This is a genomic window from Acinetobacter sp. RF14B (genome assembly GCF_006864105.1).
In the GTDB taxonomy this organism is placed as follows: Bacteria; Pseudomonadota; Gammaproteobacteria; order Pseudomonadales; family Moraxellaceae; genus Acinetobacter; species Acinetobacter lwoffii_C.
In genome coordinates, this window is record NZ_SMTB01000005.1 from 29002 (window position 1) to 53614 (window position 24613).

Sequence of the window (24613 nt, forward strand, 5' to 3'; positions counted from 1 at the left end):
CTTGACGATGTAATTACTTAAAAAGTATTCCATACTGGAATCCTTTTTTATGATTTTTTTCGATCACTATGCATTTACATTTTTCTGATACAATCCCGCCCGGATCATACCTGCTTTGGTCGTTTTAATTAAATGCCATGAAGCCGGAAGCTTCAGCTGATGTAAGTCCTTGTCTGCTTCGACATAAATATAAGCTTCAGACTTAATCAGCGGATCTGCTTGCTGAGCCAATTCTTCCCATAAGTCTAGGCCATAAGGGGGGTCCAGAAAGACCAGGTCAAATTGCTGCTTTATATTTGTCAACGCTTGCTGCGCCGTAGCAATTTTTAACTGGGCACGTGACTTGGTGACTTTTAACAGCTCAAGATTATTGGTTAAAAACTGCGCCTGAGTACGGTCAGGTTCAATCATGACCACTTGAGCAGCACCGCGTGACAGCGCTTCAAAGGATAATGCTCCCGAGCCTGTGCACAGGTCCAGGACAACAGCATTCTGAATATCCCACATGAGCCAGTTGAACAGAGTCTCACGAACGCGGTCTGGCGTAGGACGAAGCCCTTCAATGCTGGCAAAAGCCAGTTGCCGGCGTTTCCAGTCACCTCCAATAATACGAAGCTGATTTTTCATGGTTAATCTCGCTCTATAGAAGCAGGTGCAGGGGTTGCGGGAGCTGAAGCATTGCCTGGGGGAGAAGCTGCCGCATTGTCAGATGTATTCGTTGTGCCGGCTGAATTTGGACTGAGCAGACTTTCACCACTTGGCAATTCACCAGGTTTGATCCCCGCAGTCATCAGGCCACCACTTAACTGATGGTTGTGTGGACGTACTGGATTTTTGTCCTTGTGGAGCAGCCAATAGTCGAAGATCGGGCGGGCAAGTGCTGTAGCCGCACTACCACCGCGGCCATTTTCCAGAATCACTGCAATGGCAATTTCAGGACTTTCTGCTGGCGCAAAACCGACGAATAAACCGTGGTCAAGCTGACGTTCATTCAGTAAGGCTTCGTTATAGCGCTTTCCTTGAGCAATACTTTTAACCTGTGCCGTTCCGGTTTTACCTGCAATTGAATACTGTAAGCCCCCACGAATCCCACGGCCGGTCCCAGTCTGGATGACGTCAACCATAGCATCACGCATTTTAATCCAGTCTTCATCGCTTCCATTAAATTCAATTTTGCCATGCGTGCCATTATGTACCTGGAAAGATTTTGCACCACGGCTTTCTCGCAGGACGTGCGGAATGACTTTATTACCATGGTTGGCAGTAATAGCTGTCGCCATCGCGAGCTGTAAAGGGGTTGCAGTAAAGGCGCCCTGACCAATACTGACTGAAATGGTTTCACCACGTAGCCATTTAGCATTTCGGGTACGCATTTTCCAATCCGGGTTAGGATAAAGTCCTGAACTTTCACTGGGCAGATCTACACCGGTTTTTTCACCAAAACCGAACTGGCGCATCCAGGTGTCCATTTTTTCAATACCCATGCGATAGGACAGCACATAAAAATAGGTATCACAGGAAACGTTCTGTGCCTTATGCATATCGACTGCACCATGCCCGGTCTTTTTATGATCACGGAAACGGTGACTATCGCCAGGCAGGCTAAAATAACCCGGATCAGAAATGGTGGTATCCCAGTCCACATAACCATAATGAATCCCGCCCAGTCCAAACATGGGTTTAATGGTGGAACCTGGTGGATAGACCCCTTGTACAGCACGGTTATAAAGCGGCTGGTCGAGGTTATCCCTTAATGCACTATAGTTCTTGTGGCTAATTCCGGTTACAAACAGGTTCGGGTTAAAGCTAGGGCTAGAGACCAGTGCCAGAATTTCTCCAGTTTTCGGATTCATGGCCACAATGGCACCACGGCGTCCAGCCAGCTGCTCTGAGGCAACAACTTGCAGGCCATAGTCCAAAGACAGGAACAGGTCATTGCCACGGACTGGGTCTTTACGGCCGAGATGACGCAATACATTACCAAAGGCATCTGCTTCAACCGATTCATTGCCCGGAACTCCGTGCAGTAATTCCTCGTAGGATTTTTCTACCCCAATCTTCCCGATCAGGTTGGTGCCGGCATATAGGTCTTTATCGATCGACTTGAGTTCTTTGTCATTAATACGGCCTACATAACCGATGACATGAGCAAACAGCTCACCATGCGGATAATAGCGGGTCATCTGGGTCTCAATATTGACACCTGGGAACTGATATTTCACTTCACTAAAACGTGCAATATCACTTTCATTCAGGTTCAGTTTAATCGAGACCCGTTCGGTACGACGAGCGGTTTTAATCCGGCTCTGAAAACCTTGGATATCTTCTTCGCTCAGGTCTAAAATTGGCTTGAGTTGTTCAATAGTCTGGTCAATATCCTTGACATCTGCACGGCTTAACGTTGCTGTAAAAACCGGATAATTATCGGCTAAAAGCACCCCGTTACGGTCATAGATATATCCCCGTGCGGGCGCTAAAGGTTGCAGGCGAATCCGGTTCTGGTCAGAAGCCGTGGAAAAAGTTTCAAAATTAAAAATTTGCAGGTAAGCATAGCGGCATACCAGCAGCAGCATAAAGAAAATGACGATTCCAAACGAAATCATGACCCGATTGCGATAGATGCGCTTTTCTTGTTGTGCATTTTTTAAAGGAAAGTGCTGCTTCATAACGCGATCGACTTAAGACCTGAGAGAAAAGAATCAAAGTGGAGTATTCTAACGCAACTGTTCTTAATTTGATAACGAAAAAACAGCTGCAAAATGAGATGGCGACGACGTTTTGACTTTGTAGACATGAAAATTATAAGCTGCTGCCTATAACAGTCTGGATAATTCTGCTAAAGTCGAAATTAAATAAAAATAGAGCTCTACCAAAAAATATAATTAAGGATGATGGTGAAGGAATGAACCAAGTTTACCCTTTGTTAATGTGTGCTTTATGGGCAGTTGCGGGTTCTGCCTATGCCCAGGACAATCACAGGCAGGCCCAGTTAAATGATCAGCAACCCAAAACTTGGAATATCGGAGCAGGATTGACCCAGAAAATGCTCCATTTAAATACTGAATGGGTGAATCCTTATGGGATTGCTTATGTGAAAGGTGGTGTCTTTATCAACGATGACAAGACTGTGGGAGCACAAGTTGGCTTTCGTTACCCGGCCCACCTCACAGGTAAAGATAAAAATGGTTATTATATTGGAGCTTATGCAGGACATATTGATACTAAACAGGTAGACCGCCAAGATAAAGCTCGCTTGGGTGCAGGCGTTGATCTGGCCTACGTCTTGCTGAACTCAGAGCGGATCAGCAGCTTTAGTATCGGGATAGGGGCAGGTGAGAAACTAGAAGACCGAAACGGCCGGGTGGTGGCTGAAACTGAACCGCGGCTACAATTTTCCTATACTTTAAGTATCGGTTTATAGAGAAAATATTTGACTTTATTAATACGTGTATACTGTGAACAAAAAATTAAATATGGAAGTTATGCATGCTTGAGTACGTCAACGAGTTATGGCAAGTCTTTTTGAATCGCCCGGATTTCTGGGCCGTGCTCAGCATTATCCCGGTCACCGCATTTGTAACGTGGGCACACGTATGGATGGCACTAAAAATGGTGTTTTATCCAATCAACTTCTGGGGTTTTCATATAGGCCCTCTACCTGTGGGATGGCAGGGGATCGTACCGCGTAAAGCTGGACGTATTTCGGGAATTATCACAGATAATACTTTATCTAAACTGGGCTCGTTGCATGAGTTTTTAAATGCCATGGATCCAGATGATATGGCTCGTATTATTGGTGAACAGGTGGGTTTTGAGCTTGAGCACCTGATTGATGAAGTGATGATCGACCGTAATGCGGTACTTTGGGAAAATTTACCTTATTCTATTAAACGCCGTATTTATGCCCAGGCCCATAAGCAGCTACCAAGTACCTTAAAAGAACTTGTGACCGAGCTGACCATGAACGTTGAGTCACTGGTCAATATGCGGGAGATGGTGGTCAGCCAAATGGAAGGTGACCGGCGTTTAATGGTACGCATGTTCCTTAAAGTCGGGCAAAAAGAAATTAACTTTATCTGGCATATTAGCGCCCTGATCGGAATGCTCTTTGGTCTGTTCCAGATGATAGTGTGGTTTGTGGTGCCTTGGCACTGGACTGTGCCGTTCTGGGCAGCAATCTGGGGTTTTCTGACCAACTGGATTGCCATCTGGATGGTATTTAATCCAGTAGAGCCGCACTATATCAAGTATCCACAATTCTTCGCCCGGACTGCCGATCGCAGCTTCCCTTGGATCAAGCCGGTAATTCCACGAATTAGCACCTATAACATACAAGGTGCCTTTATGAAACGTCAGGAAGAAGTCTCTGATGTTTTTGCAAGTGTAGTCACAGAAGATCTGATTACGCTAAAATCAATCATGACTGAAATGATGTATGGCAGTCGAAAAGATAAGACTCGTCGTATTGTCAAACGCCATATTAACGAAATTATGGAAACACCGTTGGTTCGGACCTCTTTACAGTTGTCTTTAGGACCCAAAGAGTATGCAAAACTCAAGACAGACTTGATCGATCGCTCGATTGAAATTACGATGGTGCCTGTATGCGACCCTGCATTTAATGCGAGCCGTGCACAGAAGATCTATCAAATGTTTAGAGACCGCATACGCGAGCTGACACCGAAGGAGTTTCAGAATCTGTTACGTCCTGCATTTCAGGAAGACGAATGGATCCTGATTGTATTGGGTGGTGTCACCGGTTTTATTGCGGGTTTAATCCATTTGTTTGTGGCTTTCTTATAATGAGATGCCGGGGGACACAATCAGAAGATTGTGGTCGTGGCGTCATACATATTGTTTAAATGAGGATGTTTATATATGCGCATTATTTTACTCGGACCACCTGGAGCAGGTAAAGGTACACAAGCTCAGTTGATCTGTAAGCGCTACAATATCCCACAAATTTCAACCGGTGATATGCTCCGTGCTGCGATTCGTGAAGGAACTGAATTAGGTCTACAAGCTAAAAACGTCATGGATAATGGCGGTTTGGTTTCTGATGAATTAATTATTGGACTGGTCAAAGAACGTATTGCACAGCCTGACTGTGTAAATGGCTGTATCTTTGACGGTTTCCCACGTACTATTCCACAGGCTGAAGCGCTGGAAAAAGAAGGCATCGATATTGATCATGTGATTGAAATTGATGTACCGGATGAAGAAATCGTAAAACGTCTGTCTGGCCGTCGCCAGCATCCGGGTTCTGGTCGTGTTTACCATATTATTTACAATCCACCTAAGGTGGAAGGTAAAGATGATGAAACGGGTGAAGATCTGGTTCAACGTCCTGATGATCAGGAAGCGACAATTCGTAAGCGCCTGGGTTCATACCACACTGAAACTGAACAGTTGGTGAGCTTCTATCAGAGCCGTGCAGCATCTGGTGAAAATGCGCCGACTTATGACAAGCTAAACGGTTTACGTCCAATCGAAGATGTTCAGGCTGATCTTTTCGCGGTTCTGGACCAAACAAAATAATCGATTTTCGATAATTTTGACTTTAAAAGAGCTCTAAGTCATATTAGGGCTCTTTTTTATGGTTGATTGAAAAGGGCTGACCACTGTGGAAATTGCGATATTGCTTGGAATAGGACTTTGTTTGGTTGTCCTGGTAGGCCTGTTTGTATTGAGCTTTAAAATGCTAAGAAAAGTTCAGAAAGAAGAGCGCACAGAAAATGTGGGTAAAGTACCTATGCGTCAGCTGCATCCAAAATTACAAGCTGAACAGGATCGGGCCAAGCAAGAACAAGCTAAGCCAGACAAGAAATAAATACCGGAAACAAAAAGTCAGCTGAGGAGTAAAGGATGCAAGAATTATATTTTTTAACGCTAGGCGCTCGATTTTTTCCTTAGTTTCCAACTCACTTCTGCTGACTTGGCGGGGAAAGCCTGGTATGTATAAAACTCCTTATCACCAAGCCCGACACCACTATTCAGGCTGATTGTTCTGAGATGAACTCTATTCACAAACCCCACTTCAAACTATTCAGCATGATGACTCTCTACTCTCGGCGTTAACCAAAGACAAGCAATTTATAAGAGCTTTTCATTTCCTCAGAACTTAACTAAAAAGATTAATCAATACTTTTTACTGGAATGGCTTGGCCTGCGCCAAATTCAAAACGGTCCGGCCAGTTGCAGACATCGGCGACCACACATTCAAAACATTTAGGTTTGCGTGCGATACAACAGTAGCGGCCATGCAGAATTAGCCAGTGATGGGCATCGACAATAAATTCCTTGGGAATGACTTTCACCAGACGGTGTTCTACTTCCAGTACATTCTTACCCACGGCCAGACCTGTACGATTACCTACCCGGAAAATATGGGTATCGACTGCCATGGTCGGCTGACCAAAAGCCGTATTTAACACCACATTGGCGGTTTTGCGGCCTACGCCGGGCAGAGCTTCCAGATCAGCACGATTGTCCGGTACTACGCTATTATGTTTCGTGATGAGTATTTCACAGGCTTTAATGACGTTAACCGCTTTTGAATTATATAAACCAATGGTTTTGATATACTCCTTTAAGCCGTCTACGCCCAAGGCATAAATTGCTTCGGGAGTATTGGCCACTGGAAACAGTTTGTCGGTGGCTTTATTCACGCTGACATCGGTTGCTTGGGCAGACAGGGTTACGGCCACCAACAGTTCAAATGGGCTAGAATAATTCAGTTCAGTTTTGGGATCTGGTCGCTGCGCTCTTAAGCGCTCAAAAAAGATTTGAACCTGTTTCTTAGTCATGTTTTTTACAGGTTTATGACTTGCGGTACTCATATTTTATCCTTGTAATCCCTGTAATTTCTGCTGTAATTCCTCAAGCTGTATACGTTTCTGTTCATTTTCACGTACAGAAAGCTGTTTTTCCAACTTCTTGATTTGCGTGCGGAGTTTGGCAAGTTCAATCGTCGTTTGCGCATCGGAGATGACCACCTCATCTGCCGGTTTCTGGATAACTTCAATAGCCGGAACCTGCTCAACCTGGGCAGAAAATTGTGCAAATAGGGCAGTATTGATTTCAGCCCGTACAACTGGACCCTTGCGGTTCATTCGGCGTTTCTCTTCACGCTGGATATGTGCATAGTAACGTTGACGCAGGTCATCCTGCTCAGTGATACGCTGTGCATCTGTAGCTAAAGGCTGCTGATCCTCGACCAGATCAATGCAGTCGACCGGGCAAGGAGGAATACATAATTCACAGCCGGTGCAAAGCTCAGTCAAAACTGTATGCATGAGTTTGCCTGAACCAATAATTGCATCTACCGGACATGCACTAATACACTTGGTACAACCAATGCATTCATCTTCACGAATCACCGCTTTCATCCGCTGTGGCCGGCCATCGGCCTGGATCGGCCAGACACTTTTTTCGGCCGGAAGTTTAGTGCGATTTAATAATGTGGCCAGAGCATCCGCAACCGGCTGTCCTCCTGGTACACATTTATTTGCATTTTCACCCTCAACAATAGATTGGGCATAAGGTAAGCAACCATCACGGTGACCACATAAACCACATTGGGTTTGGGGCAGTAAAGCATCAATGGACTGGATGAGAGAAATTTGCGAAGTCATGAATAACCAGAGCGGCTCTTGCTTGAGCTTTAGTATAAGTGAAACAAAATATGTCGTTTTTTCAATTTTAACATAAATTTAAAGTCACATGATGGGCAGGATTTTTTAGCATTTAGTGCCTTGTTTTTTAGACATAAAGGCAGAATTCTGGATGGACTCAACTAGCATTTTCTAACAGAGGAAAAATTTTTATAATGTGTATAAATATTTGTTATCAAATTAATTTTAAAGATTTTTTCAAAAAAGTATTGTAGATTAGTTACAAAAGATATTTAATATTTTGCGCCAAAATTTAACATTGATTGTAAATTTGACCAATTTTGATCCATTTTCTGCTGAGGATTAAGCGTTGAAATACAACACACTTAATGAGTTCCTAGATTACGTAAAATCACGTGATGCACATCAACCAGAGTTTCTTCAAGCGATTGAAGAAGTGATGACCAGCTTGTGGCCATTTATCGAGAAAAATCCACAATACGCAGCCCACGGTTTGCTTGAACGTCTAGTTGAACCAGAGCGCGTGATCCAGTTCCGTGTTGCCTGGGTGGATGACCAAGGTCAAACCCATGTCAACCGTGCTTTTCGCGTGCAATATAACTCAGCGATTGGTCCATTTAAAGGTGGCATGCGTTTTCACCCATCGGTGAACCTGTCTATCCTGAAATTCTTGGGCTTTGAACAAACATTTAAAAATGCCCTGACTACATTGCCTATGGGCGGTGGTAAAGGTGGTTCCGACTTTGATCCTAAGGGCAAGTCAGAAGGCGAAATCATGCGTTTCTGCCAGTCTCTGATGATTGAGTTATACCGTCATTTAGGGTCGGACACCGATATTCCTGCGGGTGATATTGGTGTAGGCGGTCGTGAAGTGGGCTATATGGCGGGTATGATGAAGAAGCTCAGCAATGACACTTCATGTGTATTCACCGGTAAGGGCCTGACTTTCGGTGGCTCACTGGCTCGTCCAGAAGCAACAGGTTACGGAGCTGTGTATTTCGCTGAGGAAATGCTTAAGAGCTGTAGCGAAAGCTTTAAAGATAAAGTAGTGACCATTTCAGGTTCAGGTAACGTTGCACAGTACGCCGCTGAAAAAGCGATGTATTTGGGTGCTAAAGTTGTTTCACTCTCTGACTCGGGGGGTACGGTACACATTAAAGACGGTTTTACGGATGCCTTGTTGGCTGAAGTGATGGAACTGAAAAACGTAAAACGTGGCCGTATTTCCGAATTTGCTTCCAAGCATGGTTTTGAGTATCTGGAGGGTAAGCGCCCTTGGTCCATCAAGTGTGATATTGCGCTTCCATGTGCCACACAAAATGAGCTGGATGAGTCTGATGCTGAAGCTCTGCTAGCAAATGGTGTGATCTGTGTGGCGGAAGGTGCAAATATGCCTTCTACGCTGGAAGCAGTTGAGAAGTTCGTTGAAGCGAAAATTCTTTATGCACCAGGTAAAGCTTCAAATGCAGGTGGTGTGGCCACTTCTGGTTTGGAAATGTCTCAAAACGCTTTACGTTTAGGTTGGACATTTGAAGAAGTCGATGAGCGCTTGCATGCAATCATGAAAGAAATTCATCGTAACTGTGTGAAATTCGGTATGCAAGAAGATGGCACTGTGAACTATGTAAATGGTGCAAATATTGCCGGCTTCGTTAAAGTAGCGGATGCGATGCTTGCACAGGGTGTATTCTAAATCTGAATATAGCTAAATAAAAACCGAGGATTTTGCCTCGGTTTTTTTATTGTCTTTACAAAAAACAGTCCAGACCTAAGCGAGGGCAGTTACTCTAAAATATCATTTGATCAGGATGGAAGCTTAATCACAGTGTTGGAGTTTGATCTTCTAAATTGACTTCAATGTGAATTTTTCTAAAGTTCATCATTATAATTTTTGTATCAGAAATATAAGAGATACCGTGAACAATATACTGATGACCATTTTTGAAGTAACTTTAGGTTAGCGTTAGGTGACATGATATCCACCTGTTTGTTCTAATATTTTATGACATAAAAACGTGACTGAGTATTTAAAGGGTGTTGTCGGAGTGGTTTTCTCTATGGTTGTATTTCGGCAAGCTGATAGCAATAAAAATATAGAAAATAAGCTGAATGCTTTGATGGCTTACATATTTCTTTTTATCTGCATGATCAATATTTCATATTTAAAAATTATAGAAAATGATGATCCATGAGTGAAGGGGAATAGAAACTGAAAAAACCGATGCCTTAACATCGGTTTTTCATACATGTTGTGTCGATTTAAAAATTAAAGTGAACCCTTAACTGTTTCACGTTCAATAATCATGTCTTGAACATACGCATATTTGGAATGATCCGCTGCTGGATTTTTAACTTCATAACGTTTGATACGTACAATCTGGCGCTCTTTAGGGTTATGTGTAAAACCTTCGATAGAGTTATAGAATAATGTCCAGTCTTTATTGACCTGGGTTTTTACGCCATTGTCAGCATATTTGATTTCACGAACCTGAAGACAAGTCTGTGCTGTTACACCTGTGCATGCTTTGGTTTCTGGTGAAATTTCAAGGAAAATGGTTTCACCTTCACTTTGATATTTTGATTCAGCGGTTTGCTTACCGGTGAAGACAATTTTTTCGCCTTTTACAGAGACAATAGTCAGGGTTGGAGCTTGTGGATCATTCAAGTTTAAAACGAATGGTACTTTACGGTTTTCAAATAAATCTGCTGCAACTTTTTCTTGTGCCATGGCTTTAGGTTCACAGGCCATTTGAGTAGCCGCCAAGTTGCCCGTCACGATCTGGTTATTTTCAACTTTCCAACTGGTTCCCATACCGTTACAGCTGGTAGAAATTCCTAAACGGCCTGCTTTGTCAAACTTTAAAACCAGAGGTTTTGGGGCATCTGCTGTGTTAGCACTCCAATGGTAATTTGCCAAAGTCTGATCTGCATTTTGTTGTTGTAGTACAGACACAGCCAGATCTCCTACTTTTTGAATCTCAGATGATTGGCAAGCAGTCAGTGCAAGTGGGAAGAGTGCAAGTGCTAGAAGTTTTAGTTTCATTAGATTCAAGTTCTTGATTTAAAATAACAAGATACATCATATATGATCAGCTTTTAAAAAAAATGGATACATTCAGTTTTTTTTGGTTTCAAAGTGTATCCATTGATATTTTTTTGTTAATTGATGAAAGTTACTTTAAATTTTAATCGAAACGGTAAATATCCATGCCTAAGGAACCCATGCTAAAGCTACTATGCACAATGCTGAAGCGGTGCCCGGTACCCATGGCAAAGAACAATGGGCTAAAGTGCTCCAAGCTTGGATGGTTGCGCTGGATATGAGGGAGCGATTGCCAGTCAAGTACTGTATTAAAGTCACTGTGGGTCAGTTTGTTCACCACATAATTGCGGAAAGTCGATGCCCATTCTGGAACTTCGGCAGTAGTTCCTTGCCAGGATAATTCAGCCAGATTATGGGTAATACTGCCAGAACCGATCAGTAGCACCTGCTGCTCACGTAATACAGCCAAGGTCTGACCGATCCCATAAATCTCCTCGGCACTCATTGACATCGGCAGAGAGATTTCCACCACTGGAATATCTGCTTCGGGATACATATGCAGTAGCGGCATCCAGACACCATGATCACGTGGACGGACACTGTTGGCATGTGCCGAGAATCCGGCATTGGCAAACATATTCAGAATCTGTTCTGCCAGTTCAGGACTACCTGGTGCTGGATAGCGGAGCTGGTACAGCTCCGGCGGAAAGCCGCGAAAGTCATGCCAGGTTTCTGGACGAATACCGGTATTCACTTCTAGTACTTCACTTTCCCAGTGTGCAGACATCACCACAATGGCTTGCGGACGCGGTAAATTCAATGCCAGACGCTGTAGGGCCGGGCCTACCTGCTCCGGGTTAAGCGCCAGCATCGGAGAGCCATGAGAAATAAATAAGCCGGGCAGGGTTTGTAAGTTCATAATTCAAACCATATAAGTCAGATGTTTCAATAATGCACAAAGAAGAGCATCAGGGGCAGGCGTGATTATTCAACAAAACGTTGCAAATACAGAACAACTGCGCTTAGCCAGCGCGATGATAAGGATGATTATGGTTGATGCTCATGGCACGATACAGCTGTTCGATCAGCATTACACGTACCAGCGGATGCGGCAAGGTGAGTTTAGAGAGCGACCAGTGCCAGACGGCTACCTTACGCACAGCTTCTGAATGTCCATCCGGTCCACCAATGGCTAACGCAATATCCTGACCTTCCAGCATCCAGCTTTTCATGGTTTCAGCCAGCTTTTCGGTACTCAATTCACGGCCCCCCACTTCCAGCGCAATCAGCACTTCATTTGGTTTCAACGCACTCAAGATGCTGTCACCTTCAATATTGCGGTATTTCAAAATATCGGCTTCAGAATCATTTTTCCCACGTTTGGCCATAGGTAATTCAATCACCTGCGTCTGGACAAAGGGCTGAATGCGCTTAAAATAATCTGTAAAGCCAGTTAATACCCAAGCCGGCATTTTCTGACCAATGGTCAGGATACGAATTTTCATAATAGAGAATCAATCATTGGATACGCCATTATAACGATCTCCTAACATGAAGTTGAGCGGTGAAACAAATTGCAATTGAAATGCTGCGAGTGATGTTGCTTTAATAAACGGAGTTCAAGTCTCCGCTTGATAATAAAGCCATGGAATAATAAGAATGCGGCCCAGCGTTATTTTAAAAGGATGTATCACGGTTCTTCTGTTGAGTTGGGGGTTGCTGTGTTCTACGGCAACTCAAGCCAATATTGCCAAAAGTGCTCAAGCAGGGCACCTAAAACTGTTTATTAACCAGATTGTTAATATTGATGAATTTCGGAATTTTAAGAATGTCGAAGAACTCAATCGGGTTTCAGCCTGGATCAAGCAGCAGATGCGACTGTTTGGTATCCCTTGCCAGTTTCAAACTTATGTTGTCAATAATCTGAGCTACCGTAATGTCATTTGCCGTCTGGATGCCAAAGCGGAAAAGACCTTGGTGCTGGGAGCGCATTATGATGCACAAGGTGAGCAGGCTGGCGCGGACAATAATGCCTCTGGTGTTGCAGGAGCGCTGGAAGCTGCACGGTTGCTGGCTTTACAAAAGACTAAACTAGAACACAATGTCGAGTTTGCCTTTTACACCCTAGAAGAACCTCCTTATTTCAAGTCTGAATATATGGGTAGTTACATTCATGCAAAATCGTTAAAAACTCAGAAACAGAAAATTAAAGGAGTCATCATTCTGGATTCAATCGGTTATTTTAACGATAACCAGGTACAAACCTATCCGGCCGGTTTAAAATGGATCTATCCACGCGAAGGGAACTTTATTGCGGCGCTTGGTCATCTGGCTTCAGCCAGAATGGTCACTCACTATTGTGAGTCGATGCAGCGTCTTTCCCGTTTGGATTGTGAGCGATTTATTAGCCCGACCTTTTTGCAAAATATCGACTTTTCGGGTTATTTGAATTACGCCAAATTTAATTATTCTACGCTTTTGATTACCGATACAGCGCATTATCGCAACCCTTATTATAATACGCCACTGGATACGGTCGATAAGCTGGATTTGAATAAAATGGCAGATGTCGTCAATAGTGTGGTGGATTTGGCTTTGAAATTTTAGGCAGTTTTTAATTTTAACCATATAACCAGATAAAAAATTACCCTGCCAGAGCAGGGTAATTTTTTATAGCATAGTAATCTTAATGACGCGCTGCTTTGGCTTCTTCATTGGCTTTTACAAGGGGAGCTTTAACCAGTGCTTTCGGCATATCCATCAAAGCCAGTGGTAAAATTTCATCAATCGATTTCACCGCTTTAATTTCCAGGCCTTCTTTAACATTCTCAGGAATTTCTGCAAGATCGCGTATATTTGCCTGTGGAATGAATACCAGTTTAATACCTCCACGATGTGCCGCAAGCAGCTTTTCTTTCAGGCCACCGATACGCATTGCACGGCCACTCAGGCTGGTTTCACCAGTCATAGCAATGTCTGGGCGGATCGGAATTCCAGTAAACGCAGAGACCAGCGCCGTGGTTAATGCCAGACCAGCAGATGGGCCATCTTTAGGGGTGGCACCTTCCGGTAAATGCACGTGTACATCAGTTTCCTCAAAGCGTGAAGCTTCGATACCCAGCTCATCGGCACGGGTACGAACCACAGTCATGGCTGCAGTAATCGACTCTTTCATCACATCGCCAAGAGAACCTGTGGTAATAAACTTCCCTTTACCTTTGACTGCTGCAACTTCAATGGTGAGCAATTCACCACCGACTGAAGTCCAGGCCAAACCATTGACACGGCCGACTTGAGCTTCTTCTTCTGCCATACCATAGTCAAATTTATGCGGACCTAGGTAGTCAGGAAGATTGGCAGCATTTACTTCAATCTGAAGGTTTTTAGCTTTCTTGCTGACGGCTTCTTTCACCACTTTACGTGCAATTTTCGACACTTCACGCTCAAGGTTACGCACACCGGCTTCACGCGTATAGCGGCGCACAATGTCACGAATTGCTTCTTCATGCACGGTAAGTTCTTTGGCGCGTAGACCATTATTTTTAATGGCTTTAGGTACTAGGTAACGGTCTGCGATGTTAACTTTCTCTTCCTCGGTATAACCCGGAAGACGAATCACTTCCATACGGTCCAAGAGGGCCTCAGGAATATTCATGCTGTTCGCGGTACAGATAAACATCACTTCAGACAGGTCAAGATCAAGATCAAGATAGTGATCATTGAACTTGTTGTTTTGTGATGGATCAAGTACTTCAAGCATCGCAGATGCTGGATCACCACGGTAATCCTGAGCCATCTTGTCGATCTCGTCGAGCAGGAATAACGGGTTTTTAACCCCAACTTTGGTTAGTGATTGTACGATTTTACCTGGCATCGCACCGATATAAGTACGGCGGTGACCGCGAATCTCAGCTTCATCACGTACACCACCTAAGGCCATACGCACAAACTCACGACCGGTTGCTTTGGCAATCGATTCACCCAGTGAAGTTTTACCGACCCCAGGAGGACCAACCAGACACAGAATCGGGCCACGCAGTTTTTTCACACGGGATTGAACTGCCAGATATTCCACAATACGGTCTTTGACATCATCCAGACCATAGTGATCGGCATCCAGAATTTCCTGCGCTTTGTTCAGGTTAATGCTGACTTTGCTGGCTTTGTTCCACGGTGTATCGAGAATGACTTCCAGGTAGTTACGCACCACAGCCGCTTCACTGGATGCCGGCTGCATGGCCTTGAGTTTGCGGAACTCAGCTTCGGCTTTTTTACGGACATGTTCAGGCAGGTCAGCTTCGGCCAGACGCTTTTCAATTTCCGCAACATCATCTTCTGCACCGCCATTCATATCGGAAAGCTCGCGCTGAATGACCTTCATTTTTTCATTCAGGAAATATTCGCGCTGGTTCTTTTCCATTTGGCGTTTAACCGAGTCATGCAGGGTTTGCTCAATCTGCTGTTCTTCAGATTGCTGCAATAAATAAGTCATCAGCTCGGTTAAGTGTGCTTCAAATTCATCGTGTTCCAGAAATTTCTGCTTTACTTCGATATTTAAGGGTACACGTGTCGCAACAAAAAATAGCAGCTGGAGCAAATCTTCGATTTTATTGGCAGCTGCAATCAGCTCGCGGGCATTGCGCAGTTTAGCTTCGGCATATTGAGCAAAGAGCGCACGCAGTTCTTGCAGACGAAGGGCTTGAGTATCTTCATCTACAGTAACGCTCATTGGACTCAGTTCATGCTCTGCAGTCAGATACTCATTTTCATCAATGATGGTTTTGAGCTTGGCACGATACAGGCCTTCAATCAGGACTTTAATACAGTTTTCATCATTTTCGTGATTCACAACTTGCACAATCTTCGCGACAGTACCGTATTGATATAAGTTGTCGTGATCAATTTCTTCTGTAAGCGAATCTTTTTGCGCAACTACAAATACTAGATTGTCACTGTTACGAGCCACATCAACTGCATTGATCGATTTTTCACGACCGACAAATAGCGCAATTTGCATATGTGGATAAACTACCACGTCACGTAGCGCCAAAAGTGGTAATACACTTGGAACCTGAGGCTCTAAGGTTTCTTGATTCATAATAATTTCAGACATGGGCACTCCTAATGAGTGACAACGGTGTTGCCATGTTTTTAATAGTGATGGGTAATTTAAAAATTACAAGGGTAAACAGGATTAAATTGTATGAAAAATGACTAATTATGTGATTTTAAAGCCTTTAACTCATTGGAAATACATTATTTAACGTTTAAAGCGTCGTAAAAGGGAGGGCGTGATTAAGGCATCAAGCGGCTGATCCCATGCTTCACGTTGCAAAGGCTGATGAATCAGCTGGAAATCATGCGCCAGACCGAGCCGAAAAGGATGACGAGGAGCAGATGCCAAAGTACGGTCATAATATCCGCCGCCCATTCCAATACGAGTTCCTACGGTATCGCAGGCCAGAAGTGGCATGATCAGTAGCTCCAGTTTTGAAACATGCAGACCACGTGTTGCGACCGGTTCACGCATTCCCAGACGATGATGGGCAAAGCGCTTATTGCGATATTGATACTTACTGATCTCGACCCAGACCAATTGCTGGTTCATATTACAAATAACTGGCAGATAGACCTGTTTAGCCATTTTAAAGCAGTATTCAATCAGCGCTTGGGTATGAATTTCCCCAAAGGCATGTAAATAAAGCCCGACAGACTTGCTGGTATGAAATTCGGGTAAGGTGCGGAGTATATTGAGAACGCGCTGCTGTGCCTGTTTTTGCCGGAAGGAAGAAAGTTGACGGCGTTGTTTACGGAGCTGTTTTCGAAGTTCAAATAGATTCATCGTCGTCATAAGCATAGGGTCTTTAAAATTCGCGATCAGCTTGAGAAGGGCAGCAAAGCTTCGCTATACCGAAGATAAAGAAGCCCTATATATTATAGACATATGGATAGTATTTTAAGAAAGCTTTAAACAACTAAAGCCTTGAGAATGAAATGAATCTATTGATAGTTTTAAGTCGGGCATGAAAACAGAGTTTTTGAGGCAGATCCGATCAATACAAAAAAATTAAAAATGTAATTGAAATTTAAAAAGATAAAAAAATGAAATGTATGAAAAATAGTCAAGCACTCCGAAGATGCCGCTGCATGTCATTACCCTTGAACCCTAAAGTTCAAGGTGGACGAGACGCATACTTGCTAGGTTTCCCATACCGGATGGGCATACACTCTAAATATGCAGAACTCAATCCTAAGATTTAAATATCGGCTCAGGGGAATTTGACCCGCTGGCGAACATCTCAGAGTTAAGACTCAGTATAAACTATAATATGGATGAGGCAACTCTATGCTGTTCCTCAACTGTAAACATGCGGATTGAATGCTTGAACTTTAAACAAAAACTTAATTTATTCAGAGAGTTCTTCTACTTCTTCTAAAATAGTTTGTAACAAACGTTCGCAATGCGCATATTGCTGCAAGGACTTGTTCATGGTCAGAACTTCTTGCATCAATTCCAGTGCCACCATAATAATCAGCTTGCTCGGCTCCATGCGGGGCGCTTTGCGACGAAACTCATCATATTTTTCATTGAGTAATTGGGCGGCTCGCTCCAGGTCCTCACGTTTATCTGCGGTGGAGGCCAGACGGAAGCTATGTCCCAGTACTCTTAAGTCGATAGCGATTTGCTCACTCATGATGATGCTTCCTCGGTCACTTCAGTCGGATGGGCCAGTTGCTGGATTTCCTGTGCATTCTGGTCTTGTGCAGTTCCCAAAATGGCCAGACGCTGAATAATGACTTCCACTTTCGCCTTGGCACTTTCATTTTTCTGGGTCAGACGCTCAGCTTCCTGATTCAGGCGCTGAATTTCCTGTTGGGCATGACGCTGATCAAGTAATAACTTTTCTTTTACTGCACGTAATTCATTGCGCTCTGCCAGAATTTCCTGAAAACGGTTTTTCAGATCGGTACAGCTTTTCTCCAGACGGCTATAACGATCCGCCAGCGCAGTGGCATCCTGATTTAACTGCTGGAACTGTCCACGTGTTTCAGAGAGCTTTTGGGTTAGACCTTCAATTTCTTGTTGTTTTTGTGTAATAACGCTATTTTTCTGTTCGATTTGATTTTGATATCGCGCATTAGAAGTCTCTTGCTCCTCGCGCAAACTGGTATTCTCATGTTCAAGATGGGCAAGTCGCGTTTTTAAAACGCCAATATGCCCTTGTAGACGCTGTAATTCTTCTAACATATCGAGGTCGCACAGTGTTGCAAACAAAGGTAATATATAAGCAGTATAGAGATTGGATAAACGAATGCAAGACGATATTTCAGGTTGGACGGAATGGTACCGCAATTTTTCTTCAATTGAAGAAATTTCTAGTCCAAGTGAGTTACATGGTCTGTTGACTGGCATTGTTTGCGTGACTCAGGCACCGACCAATGTAGAGTGGTTGCAGATTTTGGAAACGCTGGATGTCCCCGAGCTGAACCCTGAAGCATTAGAGTTATTAACCGGCGAAGCTGAAGATGTGTTTCATGCCCTGTCAGAAGATGAACTGGATTATCTACCTTTATTGCCCGATGATGAACACAGTCTGGCTGAGCGCGTTCAGGCACTGGCTGACTGGTGTGCCGGGGTAGTGCTGGGCTTGGGACTGGCTTCAGGTCATATCCGTAATGATGAAATGGAACTGATTGAACATTTGCAGGATGTGGCAGCAGTTGAATTCGAAGATTCTGATAATGATGCCGAAGGTGAAGAAAGCTACCAGGAACTCTACGAGTTTGTGCGTTTAATTCCGGTCAGCCTGTCCTTAGGGCGTAAGAAAGTCGCTGTGGAAGAAACCCCACTGTTGCAGAAATTTACTCAAAAAATTCAACCCAAAGCGACGACTACAGAAGCACAATCTGTGGTCGAGATTTTCTCGCCTCAACGCCCGAGTTAATTCCACCAGCTTATAACTTGTCTTGAAAACAGGCAGATGTTTTGCTGGTATTTTTCGTTACGGACAGCAAACAGAACTGCTCTGCTTTCAGGGCAGACGCTTAATCCATATTTTAATCCTCATATAAATGAACAAGAAGTAAGGTCTCATGAAGAAACTGACTCAAGCCGATTTTCAGGAACGTCGTGACATCCTCGCGGGTGAAATAGGTCTGCGTAGTATTGCCATTATTGCCACTAGCCCGGTGGCCATGCGTAACCGCGATGCAGATTATAAATACCGAGCAGACAGCAGTTTTTTCTATTTAACCGGTTTTGCCGAGCCTGAAGCAGTCGCAGTCATTGAAACCTTTGATACCGAAGAGGAAGGTTATACCTATAGCCTGTTCTGCCGTGAGCGGAACCGTGAAATGGAAATCTGGAATGGTTATCGGGCTGGTATTGATGGCGCTATTGAAGAGTATGAAGCAGATGAAGCCTATGCAATTGATCTGCTAGATGAAGAAATCTTACTTAAGCTGCAGAACAAGGATAAGCTTTTTTACCGGATTGGGCACAATACAGACTTTGATGCGCGTGTGGCCAGATGGATCGCAGCTGCCAATGGTGAAAGCCGCCGCGGGACTTCGGCACCGGCGCAGGTCATTCAGCTGGATCGCATTGTGGATGAAATGCGCCTGCATAAAGATCAAAAAGAAATTGAACTGATGCAGATTGCATCTGATATTTCAGCCCAAGCCCATACTCAAGCCATGAAAATGGTGCATCCGGGCATGATGGAATATGCTCTGGAAGCCGAGCTGAATTATATTTTTGGTAAGAATGGTTGTGTGCCTTCTTATAACAGTATTGTGGGTGGAGGGGACAATGCCTGTATCCTGCATTATGTAGAAAATGACAAACCGCTAAAAGCGGGTGATTTGGTCCTGATCGATGCAGCGTGTGAATATGAATTTTATGCCTCGGATATTACCCGTACTTTCCCGGTAAGTGGCACATTTAGCCCTGAACAAAAAGCGCTTTATAATATTGTACTTGATGCGCAAATTGCCGCAATTAACGCGGTTCAGATCGGTAATTCTTATAAAGAGCCACATCATGTCGCAGTACGTATTCTAGTTCAAGGGCTGCTTGATCTTGGCATTATGCAAGGTGATATTGACGATATTATTGAAAAAGAAGCCTATCGCCAGTTTTATATGCATGGTACCGGACACTGGTTGGGCATGGATGTTCATGATGTGGGCAGTTATAAGCTAGAGGGTGACTGGCGTAACTATGAAGAAGGAATGGTCGTGACCATTGAGCCAGGTCTTTACATCGCACCTGATGATGAAACAGTTGACCCGAAATGGCGGGGTATCGGTATTCGTATTGAAGACGATATTGTAGTGACTAAGCATGGTCCGCTGAACTTAACCTTCAAAGTAGTGAAAACAGTGGAAGAAATTGAAGCACTGATGGCTAAAGCACGCGCCGTATAAATCTATTTAAAACAGCCAGTCAGATGACTGGCTGTTTTATTTCAGTCCCTATTTTATCTGACAAGAATGCTGAGAATGTTGTAGAGAAGCCCAAATACTGGCCTGAATTCGGAGCTTTAGAGGGCTGGATGATCAGTGCTTGATGACCATCTGGTTGTAATCCTTCCACCTTAGTCTCTTTTAATATCAGCACACTGGGATTTCATTCAAAGCTCCTGTTTAGGAGCTTTGTATTGGCTTTTTATTCAGGACGTGGATGACAAAATCATATAAACATGCAGGCCCCCCAACGCTAGGACATGAGCTGAATTTAAGAAGCGGGATACCTACATTTGAAGGCATGGCTGAAATGGTCGAGCAGGGGATCGGTTAGATATCTTGCCCGACATTACTGCCAATCGCTATCAGAGCAGATGTCAGTATAGAACGCTTGTTGTGGTGTATAACTGGGCAAAACCTGAGCTGTGTCTTGGCTATCTGGCGTGACAAACCTTAAGCCCAGCCGTGAAAAATATGTCAAATCCTCTAAAAAAATAAGCGACATGGTCACTGGTAAAATAATTTTTTAGAGAGAAAGGTTCTTTTAATTTTATTTTGTTAAAAGAGATCCCTACTTTACTCACTCATTTAAAGCCTCACTGAGAATAAGAAAAATTTCAACTTACGTTTATCTTGTATAAGCAAAACAAAACCAACCTGATTAAAAAATAAACTTTATAAGATGACAGTACTTCAACACAGCTTCGGCCTTTTTAGCATCAATACAACATATTAAATAGAGCTTAGTTTTCATAATTTCCCTGATCCCTGAGTAAATTTAAACAAGAGTAGGAGACAACAAATGAGACTAAATACGATCGACTGGATTGCTTATGCTTTGGCAATTATTGGTGGAATCAACTGGGGTTTGGTGGGTGCATTTAATTTCGATTTAGTTGCTGCAATCTTTGGTGAAATGAGCACGCTGTCTCGAATTATTTATGTTCTGGTGGGTTTGTCAGCCTTATATTTAATCTATACAGGAACGAAATTAGGCAGAACCATACATCACCACCCGGATACTCACTCGAGAGTAATGCGTTAATGCACTGAAGGGTAGAAAGAGATCATTGATATCTGAGTGAGATGGATTTTTAATCTGCTAAGATTGAACTTGAAGCTATTAAAGCTTAATAAGTGAAAACGGAGCTCAGGTTCCGTTTTTATGATGGATTAAAAAATCTCTCTCATTCTTTCCGTGGATATAAAGATGATATTTCATCATTTTAAGCGCTGTTTATTAAACACTTTCAGCTAAAGAAAAACTAAAAGAAATTAACAGCGTGAAAAATAAGATAAGAAAAACCCCGGCATCCTGCGGGGGTTTTTCTTCTGGATTTGTTTGGTATAACTCCTGTCGTACCAGACTGTCCTTGTGCTTATCTCTTATTATTCTTATAGGGAACGTCCTATTCCTGATGAGTTCATCATAGAAGGTCTTCTGTATGCTGGATAGCAGTAAAGGACCGCAACTGATGTACGCCGGAGACTACAAAATTGAATAAAGCTTTTTGAAGAGGAATAAGAATTACCATGCTTTCTCCTGACTTTATTCAGGCTGGAATAGATAATTGCTAGAATTTGTTCTTGTTTTAATGGGTGGAGAATATCGTTCTTGATTTGCAGGGTAGCGGGGTTCGTTGCGGGATCTAGTTCTTTATCAAAACTAGGTGCTATATGTTTTGCATAAGCAAAACTCGATCAACCAAAGGACAGATGCAAAACTGGTTTTTAAGCATTATTTTAAAGTTTCCACATTTTAAAGCTTGCCATGAATTCACTCTCAGAACCCCCCTGCATGCTGTCCCTTCATCAAGGAAGCCAGCACCTTCAAGAAGTACTGGGTAGGCAAAACCTAATTTATTATAAAAAAGGAAATTTTTGAGCTAATATAAAATCTATCATGATTATAAGTATCTGTTATGTAGATACGATATTGAAAGGATTAGAGCATGCAACAAGAAGTCATCATTGTCGGTGGTGGTATGGTCGGCTTAAGCCTCGCACTGATGTTGGCGAAAACCAATATTGCAGTCAAACTCTTGGAAGCGATCAAATATCCGGATTATGATGATGTAAGTCTTGCTCCCTATCACTCCGGTTTTGATGCCCGTAACAGTGCCTTGTCGCGCCGTAGTGTGCAGATTTATCAGGAGTTGGGACTTTGGGATGCTTTACAGGAACATGCCACTCCAATTCTTGAAGTCAATATTACCGAACAGGGCAGCTTTGGTAAGGCACGGTTGGTTGCAGAACAGGAAAAAGTAGAAAGCTTTGGTCAGGTGATTGAAAATGCCTGGCTCGGCCGGGTACTCCTTGCTGAAGTTAAAAAAAATCCACTGATTGAACTGATTGATGGTGTTCAGGTTACATCACTGACCCAAGATGCCGACTTTGCTTATATTGAAGCGCAGCGCGGTGAATCTGTACTGAGCTTGCAATCCAAACTGCTCATTGCAGCAGACGGACGGGATTCTTTCTGCCGTAAAGCTCTCGGGGTCGGTGCATCCGAACATGATTATGATCAGGTTGCGATTGTAACGACTGTACAAACTTCTAAACCGCATCATCAGGTGGGTTTTGAGCGTTTTAGCCATTTAGGGCCATTGGCCTTATTGCCACTACCGGGCGAATATCGCCGCTCTGTGGTCTGGCCTGTAAAAAAGGGTACAGAAGGAGAATGGCTGGGTGAGGAAAATGATCAGCACTTCCTGAATGCCTTGCAGCAAACCTATGGTGACCGGGCAGGTAAATTCCAGAAAACCGGTAAACGTTTTAGCTTTCCCTTATCTCAAGTTCTGGCAGAAAAGCAGGCCATTGGCCGTGTGGTGTTAATGGGAAATGCGGCACATACCATCCATCCGGTTGCCGGGCAGGGTTTTAACCTGTGTATGCGCGATGCCTATGTACTGCTGCGCTATCTCAAAGAACAGCAGGCACAAGGGGCAGACTTGGGCAATGCAGCGGTGTTGCAGGATTATGAAAAATCCCGTCTGAATGATCAGCAGCGTGTGATTAAGTTCTGTGACTCTGTGGTGCGTGGCTTTAGTAACCAGAATCCATTTTTAAAGCTGGTCCGTAATACCGGACTCATTGCTTTTGATACTATTCCAGGCATCAAGCCACTCGTTGCAAATTATGCCATGGGGTTAAAAGCATGAGCTTAAATCAAACTAACGAAATATTAGACGTTGTCATTATTGGTGGTGGATTGGTAGGTGGGCTCACTGCGCTATTGCTGGCCCAAGGCGGTATACAGGCCACTGTGCTTGATGTTGCACCTATCCTGGATGAAGCCAAAACTTTAAGTGTGGCCAATCCGCGTGTTCTGGCTCTAAGTCAGGCAACCATTCACCTATTAAAAACGGTGGGTGTCTGGGAAAATCTGGCACGGCAGCAGCCTTATACCGGCATGCAGGTCTGGAATAAAAATGGTTATGGCGAAATTAATTTTGGTCATCCTGCAGAAAAAACACCATCGGTAGAGCAGGCTTTAGGCTCGATGGTGGAACCAAGCATTCTGAATCTGGCCATTCAGCAAAAGATACTGCAGGATGTGCAGGACTATCGCACGCAGGTCAAAGTTAGCCGGATCGAACGTGGTGTTGGCGTTTGGCTGATTCATCTGGCGGATGGGACTCAGCTAAAAACCAAATTGGTGATCGGTGCAGATGGCGCGAATTCCTTTGTGCGGGAACAGGCCTTTATCGATCTGGATGTACTGGATTATAAACAGGCGGGGATTAGCTGTGCGATTAAAACGGCTCAGCCACATCAGCATGTGGCCCGCCAGATTTTCCTCGAAACCGGCCCATTGGCCTATTTGCCGATGGCCAGCCTGAAAGCTGAGGAACAGGGGCACTGGCAATCGATTGTCTGGACATTGCCGGACGATTATGCCGATGAATATGCTGCACTATCAGATGCCGAGTTTAAGCAGCTTCTGACGCGTGAAAGTTATTATATGCTGGGTGAAGTGCTGGAAGCGACACCGCGTGCCAAATTCCCACTCAAGGCGCGTGCTGCACAGCAGTATGTACAGGATGGATTGGCGCTAATTGGGGATGCGGCGCATGTGATTCATCCGCTGGCGGGACAAGGGGTAAATATTGGCTGTCTGGATGCAGCAGTGCTATGTGATGTGTTGTTGCATGATAGAGCACGTGGCGTTTGGGCACATGAGCAGACCTTGAAGCGTTACGAACATCGCCGTAAGGGACAAAATGATGCGATGATGCATAGCATGTCTTTAATTGGCTGGATGGAAACCGCCCAGCTCTTTCCGGTGGTGTGGGCACGTAATTTTGCTCTGAAACAGGTGGAACAGCTGCCCCTGTTAAAAGATGCGTTTATGGCTCAGGCCAATGGTTTGAGTTTGCTGAAAGCTACCCGTTACTCCGCCTAGATCGTGAATGTAAATTTTTTAAACAAACACTCATAAAGAGTAACTATTTTGTTTAAAAAAAAT

Annotated in this window: 22 protein-coding genes and 1 other RNA gene; 11 read left to right on the forward strand and 12 right to left on the reverse strand. The window is 43.8% G+C overall.

What is annotated here, in order from left to right:
- Positions 1 to 66 precede the first annotated feature (66 nt).
- Positions 67 to 627 (reverse strand): 16S rRNA (guanine(966)-N(2))-methyltransferase RsmD, encoded by a 561-nt coding sequence (gene rsmD, locus E2K52_RS01810; RefSeq protein ID WP_151203294.1) that lies wholly within the window; start codon positions 625 to 627, stop codon positions 67 to 69.
- A gap of 2 nt (positions 628 to 629) precedes the next feature.
- Positions 630 to 2666, reverse strand: a complete 2037-nt coding sequence (gene mrdA, locus E2K52_RS01815; protein WP_151203295.1) for a penicillin-binding protein 2 — start codon at positions 2664 to 2666, stop codon at positions 630 to 632.
- A gap of 236 nt (positions 2667 to 2902) precedes the next feature.
- On the opposite strand from mrdA, the gene E2K52_RS01820 reads away from it, so the two are divergent.
- The 4 genes from E2K52_RS01820 to E2K52_RS01835 all read left to right on the forward strand — a co-directional run bounded on the left by E2K52_RS01820 (position 2903) and on the right by E2K52_RS01835 (position 5830).
- Complete coding sequence (locus E2K52_RS01820; protein ID WP_151203296.1) at positions 2903 to 3421, forward strand: hypothetical protein; 519 nt, start codon at positions 2903 to 2905, stop codon at positions 3419 to 3421.
- Positions 3422 to 3486: 65 nt separating this feature from the next.
- Positions 3487 to 4803, forward strand: a complete 1317-nt coding sequence (locus E2K52_RS01825) for a hypothetical protein (protein WP_151203297.1) — start codon at positions 3487 to 3489, stop codon at positions 4801 to 4803.
- A 75-nt stretch (positions 4804 to 4878) separates the two neighbouring features.
- A complete protein-coding gene (adk, locus tag E2K52_RS01830) occupies positions 4879 to 5538 on the forward strand; it encodes an adenylate kinase (RefSeq protein WP_151203298.1) in 660 nt (219 codons plus the stop codon).
- An 85-nt stretch (positions 5539 to 5623) separates the two neighbouring features.
- Positions 5624 to 5830 carry a hypothetical protein gene (locus E2K52_RS01835; protein ID WP_151203299.1) on the forward strand — a complete coding sequence of 69 codons (207 nt, stop codon included), beginning with the start codon at positions 5624 to 5626 and terminating at the stop codon, positions 5828 to 5830.
- 304 nt (positions 5831 to 6134) lie between these two features.
- Here E2K52_RS01835 and nth read toward each other — a convergent pair whose 3' ends face one another.
- Both nth and E2K52_RS01845 read right to left on the reverse strand, forming a co-directional pair.
- Complete coding sequence (gene nth, locus E2K52_RS01840) at positions 6135 to 6839, reverse strand: endonuclease III (RefSeq protein ID WP_151203300.1); 705 nt, start codon at positions 6837 to 6839, stop codon at positions 6135 to 6137.
- Positions 6840 to 6842: 3 nt separating this feature from the next.
- Positions 6843 to 7634, reverse strand: a complete 792-nt coding sequence (locus E2K52_RS01845) for an RnfABCDGE type electron transport complex subunit B (protein ID WP_151203301.1) — start codon at positions 7632 to 7634, stop codon at positions 6843 to 6845.
- Between the two features lie 349 nt (positions 7635 to 7983).
- Here E2K52_RS01845 and gdhA point away from each other — a divergent pair, with 349 nt between their 5' ends.
- Positions 7984 to 9327, forward strand: coding sequence for an NADP-specific glutamate dehydrogenase (gene gdhA, locus E2K52_RS01850; protein WP_151203302.1), 1344 nt, complete (start codon positions 7984 to 7986; stop codon positions 9325 to 9327).
- A gap of 573 nt (positions 9328 to 9900) precedes the next feature.
- Here the strand turns inward: gdhA and E2K52_RS01855 are convergent.
- From E2K52_RS01855 to rlmH, 3 genes are all read right to left on the reverse strand, one after another.
- Entirely contained in the window at positions 9901 to 10677 is a 777-nt protein-coding gene (locus tag E2K52_RS01855) for an META and DUF4377 domain-containing protein (RefSeq protein WP_151203303.1), read from the reverse strand.
- Positions 10678 to 10819: 142 nt separating this feature from the next.
- Positions 10820 to 11596 carry a DODA-type extradiol aromatic ring-opening family dioxygenase gene (locus tag E2K52_RS01860; RefSeq protein WP_151203304.1) on the reverse strand — a complete coding sequence of 259 codons (777 nt, stop codon included), beginning with the start codon at positions 11594 to 11596 and terminating at the stop codon, positions 10820 to 10822.
- A 103-nt stretch (positions 11597 to 11699) separates the two neighbouring features.
- Positions 11700 to 12182, reverse strand: coding sequence for a 23S rRNA (pseudouridine(1915)-N(3))-methyltransferase RlmH (rlmH, locus tag E2K52_RS01865; RefSeq protein ID WP_151203305.1), 483 nt, complete (start codon positions 12180 to 12182; stop codon positions 11700 to 11702).
- A gap of 154 nt (positions 12183 to 12336) precedes the next feature.
- Here rlmH and E2K52_RS01870 point away from each other — a divergent pair, with 154 nt between their 5' ends.
- A complete protein-coding gene (locus E2K52_RS01870) occupies positions 12337 to 13284 on the forward strand; it encodes a M28 family peptidase (RefSeq protein WP_151203306.1) in 948 nt (315 codons plus the stop codon).
- A gap of 79 nt (positions 13285 to 13363) precedes the next feature.
- On the opposite strand, the gene lon is transcribed toward E2K52_RS01870, so the two are convergent.
- The 5 genes from lon to E2K52_RS01895 form a co-directional block, all read right to left on the reverse strand.
- Entirely contained in the window at positions 13364 to 15790 is a 2427-nt protein-coding gene (gene lon / locus E2K52_RS01875) for an endopeptidase La (RefSeq protein ID WP_151203307.1), read from the reverse strand.
- 147 nt (positions 15791 to 15937) lie between these two features.
- Positions 15938 to 16519 carry a 5-formyltetrahydrofolate cyclo-ligase gene (locus E2K52_RS01880; RefSeq protein WP_151203327.1) on the reverse strand — a complete coding sequence of 194 codons (582 nt, stop codon included), beginning with the start codon at positions 16517 to 16519 and terminating at the stop codon, positions 15938 to 15940.
- A gap of 282 nt (positions 16520 to 16801) precedes the next feature.
- Positions 16802 to 16986, reverse strand: a non-coding RNA gene (gene ssrS / locus E2K52_RS01885) — 6S RNA.
- Between the two features lie 98 nt (positions 16987 to 17084).
- Positions 17085 to 17372 (reverse strand): cell division protein ZapA, encoded by a 288-nt coding sequence (locus E2K52_RS01890; RefSeq protein WP_151203308.1) that lies wholly within the window; start codon positions 17370 to 17372, stop codon positions 17085 to 17087.
- Positions 17369 to 17926 carry a hypothetical protein gene (locus E2K52_RS01895; RefSeq protein ID WP_151203309.1) on the reverse strand — a complete coding sequence of 186 codons (558 nt, stop codon included), beginning with the start codon at positions 17924 to 17926 and terminating at the stop codon, positions 17369 to 17371. The genes E2K52_RS01890 and E2K52_RS01895 overlap by 4 nt, the downstream gene beginning before the upstream one ends.
- Positions 17927 to 17990: 64 nt before the next feature.
- On the opposite strand from E2K52_RS01895, the gene E2K52_RS01900 reads away from it, so the two are divergent.
- From E2K52_RS01900 to E2K52_RS01920, 5 genes are all read left to right on the forward strand, one after another.
- Positions 17991 to 18623 (forward strand): UPF0149 family protein, encoded by a 633-nt coding sequence (locus E2K52_RS01900; protein ID WP_151203310.1) that lies wholly within the window; start codon positions 17991 to 17993, stop codon positions 18621 to 18623.
- Positions 18624 to 18771: 148 nt separating this feature from the next.
- Entirely contained in the window at positions 18772 to 20106 is a 1335-nt protein-coding gene (gene pepP / locus E2K52_RS01905) for a Xaa-Pro aminopeptidase (protein WP_151203311.1), read from the forward strand.
- A gap of 841 nt (positions 20107 to 20947) precedes the next feature.
- Positions 20948 to 21190 carry a DUF378 domain-containing protein gene (locus tag E2K52_RS01910; RefSeq protein WP_151203312.1) on the forward strand — a complete coding sequence of 81 codons (243 nt, stop codon included), beginning with the start codon at positions 20948 to 20950 and terminating at the stop codon, positions 21188 to 21190.
- Positions 21191 to 22097: 907 nt separating this feature from the next.
- Entirely contained in the window at positions 22098 to 23306 is a 1209-nt protein-coding gene (gene ubiH, locus E2K52_RS01915) for a 2-octaprenyl-6-methoxyphenyl hydroxylase (RefSeq protein ID WP_151203313.1), read from the forward strand.
- The gene (locus E2K52_RS01920; RefSeq protein WP_151203314.1) at positions 23303 to 24550 is read left to right on the forward strand and encodes an FAD-dependent monooxygenase; all 1248 of its coding nucleotides are present in this window, start codon (positions 23303 to 23305) and stop codon (positions 24548 to 24550) included. Before ubiH ends, E2K52_RS01920 begins: the two co-directional genes overlap by 4 nt.
- Positions 24551 to 24613 lie beyond the last annotated feature (63 nt).

What these genes read in the sequence shown, in the direction of transcription:
- rsmD (WP_151203294.1), bottom strand. Translation starts at nt 627, where the DNA reads ATGAAAAATCAGCTTCGTATTATTGGAGGTGACTGGAAACGCCGGCAA.
- mrdA (WP_151203295.1), bottom strand. Translation starts at nt 2,666, where the DNA reads ATGAAGCAGCACTTTCCTTTAAAAAATGCACAACAAGAAAAGCGCATC.
- E2K52_RS01820 (WP_151203296.1), top strand. Translation starts at nt 2,903, where the DNA reads ATGAACCAAGTTTACCCTTTGTTAATGTGTGCTTTATGGGCAGTTGCG.
- E2K52_RS01825 (WP_151203297.1), top strand. Translation starts at nt 3,487, where the DNA reads ATGCTTGAGTACGTCAACGAGTTATGGCAAGTCTTTTTGAATCGCCCG.
- adk (WP_151203298.1), top strand. Translation starts at nt 4,879, where the DNA reads ATGCGCATTATTTTACTCGGACCACCTGGAGCAGGTAAAGGTACACAA.
- nth (WP_151203300.1), bottom strand. Translation starts at nt 6,839, where the DNA reads ATGAGTACCGCAAGTCATAAACCTGTAAAAAACATGACTAAGAAACAG.
- E2K52_RS01845 (WP_151203301.1), bottom strand. Translation starts at nt 7,634, where the DNA reads ATGACTTCGCAAATTTCTCTCATCCAGTCCATTGATGCTTTACTGCCC.
- E2K52_RS01855 (WP_151203303.1), bottom strand. Translation starts at nt 10,677, where the DNA reads ATGAAACTAAAACTTCTAGCACTTGCACTCTTCCCACTTGCACTGACT.
- E2K52_RS01860 (WP_151203304.1), bottom strand. Translation starts at nt 11,596, where the DNA reads ATGAACTTACAAACCCTGCCCGGCTTATTTATTTCTCATGGCTCTCCG.
- rlmH (WP_151203305.1), bottom strand. Translation starts at nt 12,182, where the DNA reads ATGAAAATTCGTATCCTGACCATTGGTCAGAAAATGCCGGCTTGGGTA.
- E2K52_RS01870 (WP_151203306.1), top strand. Translation starts at nt 12,337, where the DNA reads ATGCGGCCCAGCGTTATTTTAAAAGGATGTATCACGGTTCTTCTGTTG.
- lon (WP_151203307.1), bottom strand. Translation starts at nt 15,790, where the DNA reads ATGTCTGAAATTATTATGAATCAAGAAACCTTAGAGCCTCAGGTTCCA.
- E2K52_RS01880 (WP_151203327.1), bottom strand. Translation starts at nt 16,519, where the DNA reads ATGAATCTATTTGAACTTCGAAAACAGCTCCGTAAACAACGCCGTCAA.
- E2K52_RS01890 (WP_151203308.1), bottom strand. Translation starts at nt 17,372, where the DNA reads ATGAGTGAGCAAATCGCTATCGACTTAAGAGTACTGGGACATAGCTTC.
- E2K52_RS01895 (WP_151203309.1), bottom strand. Translation starts at nt 17,926, where the DNA reads ATGTTAGAAGAATTACAGCGTCTACAAGGGCATATTGGCGTTTTAAAA.
- E2K52_RS01900 (WP_151203310.1), top strand. Translation starts at nt 17,991, where the DNA reads ATGCAAGACGATATTTCAGGTTGGACGGAATGGTACCGCAATTTTTCT.
- pepP (WP_151203311.1), top strand. Translation starts at nt 18,772, where the DNA reads ATGAAGAAACTGACTCAAGCCGATTTTCAGGAACGTCGTGACATCCTC.
- E2K52_RS01910 (WP_151203312.1), top strand. Translation starts at nt 20,948, where the DNA reads ATGAGACTAAATACGATCGACTGGATTGCTTATGCTTTGGCAATTATT.
- ubiH (WP_151203313.1), top strand. Translation starts at nt 22,098, where the DNA reads ATGCAACAAGAAGTCATCATTGTCGGTGGTGGTATGGTCGGCTTAAGC.
- E2K52_RS01920 (WP_151203314.1), top strand. Translation starts at nt 23,303, where the DNA reads ATGAGCTTAAATCAAACTAACGAAATATTAGACGTTGTCATTATTGGT.